Annotated in this window: 3 protein-coding genes; all 3 read right to left on the bottom strand. The window is 71.8% G+C overall.

Going from position 1 to position 3099, the window contains the following annotated elements:
- Window positions 1-489: 489 nt before the first annotated feature.
- The 3 genes from proC to AMK24_RS29385 all read right to left on the bottom strand — a co-directional run bounded on the left by proC (window position 490) and on the right by AMK24_RS29385 (window position 2895).
- Complete coding sequence (proC, locus tag AMK24_RS29395; protein WP_073771938.1) at window positions 490-1299, bottom strand: pyrroline-5-carboxylate reductase; 810 nt, start codon at window positions 1297-1299, stop codon at window positions 490-492.
- 79 nt (window positions 1300-1378) lie between these two features.
- A complete protein-coding gene (locus tag AMK24_RS29390; RefSeq protein ID WP_073771937.1) occupies window positions 1379-2101 on the bottom strand; it encodes an ABC transporter permease in 723 nt (240 codons plus the stop codon).
- On the bottom strand, window positions 2098-2895 hold the full coding sequence (locus AMK24_RS29385; RefSeq protein ID WP_073771936.1) for an ABC transporter ATP-binding protein: 798 nt from the start codon (window positions 2893-2895) through the stop codon (window positions 2098-2100). The genes AMK24_RS29390 and AMK24_RS29385 overlap by 4 nt, the downstream gene beginning before the upstream one ends.
- Window positions 2896-3099: the final 204 nt, after the last annotated feature.

Below are 3099 nucleotides of genomic sequence, written 5' to 3'. Positions count from 1 at the left end.
CCCTTCGTTTCACTTCTTTTTTGTCTTGCTGTCCTGCGTTTCCGACTCTATCAGACTCTTCCGTGTCCGATTCCCGGTCGAAGCGGGCCCTGCCTTTTCGCTTTCCAGGTTCCCCGCTTCCGCGTTCTCCCTTTCCGGCGAGTCCGACTCTATCAGATCCTTTCGGGCCTGATTCCCAGTCAGCGGGATTCGTCTTCCCGGCCGTTGGGCCGTTCCGACGAGTGAGACTTTAGCGGATTCCTGCGCCCCGACGCTAATCGGGGTGCGTTCCTTCGAACGCGGATTCCTCATTTCGCATAGGCGCACGAAAAGACATGCGACCCGAAGTCGCGTGTCTGTCGTGGTTACTGCGGAATGGCTGTCCGGGGACCGACCGGGGTCGGCGCTCACGTCGGACAACTCGGAGCACACTACGGATGCGTCCTGGGCGTGTCAACCCCCGGCCGGTAGCGCCTGCGGCCGGGGGCGGGCGGTGCGCCCGGGCAGGGCTCAGCCGTTGCCGGAGGCCAGGGCGCGGCTGCGGTCGCGGGCCGCTTCCAGGGCGGCGATGAGGGCCGCGCGCACCCCGTGGTTCTCCAGTTCCCGGATGGCGCTGATCGTCGTGCCGGCCGGGCTGGTGACGGCCTCGCGCAGCTTGACCGGGTGCTCACCGCTGTCCCGGAGCATGACGGCCGCGCCGATGGCGGCCTGGACGATGAGGTCGTGTGCCTGGGCGCGGGGCAGGCCGAGCAGGATGCCCGCGTCGGTCATGGCCTCGACCAGGAAGTAGAAGTAGGCGGGGCCGGAGCCGGAAAGGGCGGTGGCCGCGTCCTGCTGGGACTCCGGTACGCGCAGGGTTTTGCCGACGCCTCCGAAGATCTCCTCGGCGGTGGCCAGGTGCGCGCCGGTGGCGTGGCTGCCGGCGGAGATGACGGACATGCCCTCGTCGACGAGGACCGGCGTGTTCGGCATGACCCGGACGACCGGGGTGCCGGAGGCGAGCCGGTCCTCGATGAACGCGGTGGTGATGCCGGCCGCGGCGCTGATGACCAGCCGGTCGGCGGTGACGTGCGGGGCGAGCTCGTCCAGGAGCTTGCCCATGTCCTGCGGCTTGACCGCGAGGATGAGGACGTCGGCGTTCTTGGCCGCCTCCGCGTTGGTGACGGACTCGACCCCGTACCGCGTGTGCAGTTCCCGGGCGCGTTCGTCCCGGCGGGTGGTCACCAGCAGGTGGGCCGGTCGCCAGCCTGCCCGGATCATCCCGCTGAGCAGGGCCTCGCCGATCTTTCCGGTGCCGAGGACTGCGACTGTCTGGGTCATGCGTTCACCCTCCGGGCGGTGCTGGGCTGTGCTCTGGGCCGGACCGTGCTGCTTCCCCGTCATCCTCGCATCGGGGTGTTCACGGTGTCCGGCGGCGGAGAGTGATCGCGCCGAGGCAGAGGACGAGGAGGGCGCTGCCCGCGACCACGGTGATGTCGCGCACGAAGTCGCCGGTGATCCCGGTGTGGTGGAGGACCTGGTTCATGCCGTCCACGGCGTACGACATGGGGAGGGCATGGGAGATCGCCTCCAGGACCGGGTGCATCGCCTCGCGCGGGGTGAACAGGCCGCAGAGCAGGAGCTGGGGGAAGATCACGGCCGGCATGAACTGGACCGCCTGGAACTCGGAGGCGGCGAACGCCGAGACGAACAGGCCCAGTGCGGTGCCGAGCAGGGCGTCGAGCAGGGCGACCAGGAGCAGCAGCCAGGCCGAGCCGGCCACGTCCAGCCCCAGCAGCAGGACGGAGACCGCCGTGGCGAACGCCGACTGGACGACCGCGACCGCGCCGAACGCGAGGGCGTACCCCCCGATCAGGCCGCCCTTGCCGAGCGGCAGGGCCAGGAGGCGTTCGAGGGTGCCCGAGGTCCTCTCGCGCAGGGTGGCGATCGAGGTCACCAGGAACATCGTGATCAGCGGGAAGATCCCGAGCAGCGAGGCCCCGGTGGAGTCGAAGATCCCGGCCGCGCCGTCGAAGACGTACCGGAGCAGGGTGATCAGCAGGACCGGGACGACCACCAGGAGCGCGATCGTGCGGGGGTCGTGGGTCAGCTGGCGCAGGACGCGGCCGGCGGTGGCGGTCATCCTCGGACTCCCTCGGTGCGGGGTGCGGCTTCGTCGACCAGGTGGAGGAACGCGTCCTCGACGGTCTCCGTGCCGGTGCGGCGGCGCAGGGCCTCGGGTGTGTCCTCGGCGAGGATCCGGCCCTCCCGCATCAGGAGGAGGCGGTGGCAGCGTTCGGCCTCGTCCATCACGTGCGAGGAGATCAGCAGCGCGGTGCCGCGGTCGGCGGCCAGGCGGTGGAAGAGATCCCAGAGGTCCCGGCGGAGTACGGGGTCGAGCCCGACGGTCGGCTCGTCCAGGACCAGCAGGTCCGGGGTGGAGAGGAGGGCGACCGCCAGGGAGACCCGGCTGCGCTGGCCGCCGGAGAGCGCACCGGTGAGGGCGTCGGCGCGGCTCGTGAGATCGACGTCCCCGATGGCGCGGGCGACGGCGTCGCGGCGGGTGTTCCGGTGGGCGCGGCCGGGGTGCAGGACGGCGGCGAAGTAGTCGAGGTTCTGTCGGACGGTGAGATCGGTGTAGACGGAGGGCGCCTGGGTGACGTAGCCGATGCGGGGGCGCAGGGCCGGATCCCCGGCGGGGCGGCCCAGGACGTCCAGGGCGCCGGTGGCCTTGGCCTGGGCGCCGACCACCGCGCGCATGAGTGTCGTCTTTCCGCAGCCCGAGGGGCCGAGGAGGCCGGTGATGCGGCCGGGGCGGACGGTGAGGTCCACGGCGTGCAGGACGGTGCGGCCGCCCCGGACGACGGTGAGGCCGCGTGCCTCGATCGCGGGGTCGGGAGGTGGTGGGGGCGGAGACGTGCGCTCGTAATTCATCATGTGATGAATTCTTCTCGCGGCGGGCCCGCTCGTCAAGGGGGGACTGCTCGCCCGGAACGCGGGGGGCGGGGGCGGGGGGCCGGGAAACGGCCCGGCCCGCCGACGTGGTGTCGGCGGGGCGGGGGGGGGAGGGGGCGGCGCGGGTCGGCGGGCAGCGCGGGGGCGGGGGGCGTGGGGGTTGTGGGGGGGGGGGGGGTTGTGCGG

This window comes from Streptomyces sp. CB02366 (genome assembly GCF_001905905.1).
Lineage (GTDB): Bacteria > Actinomycetota > Actinomycetes > Streptomycetales > Streptomycetaceae > Streptomyces.
Note: the sequence above shows the minus strand (reverse complement) of the source record. Positions and strands in the feature narration are given on the sequence as shown.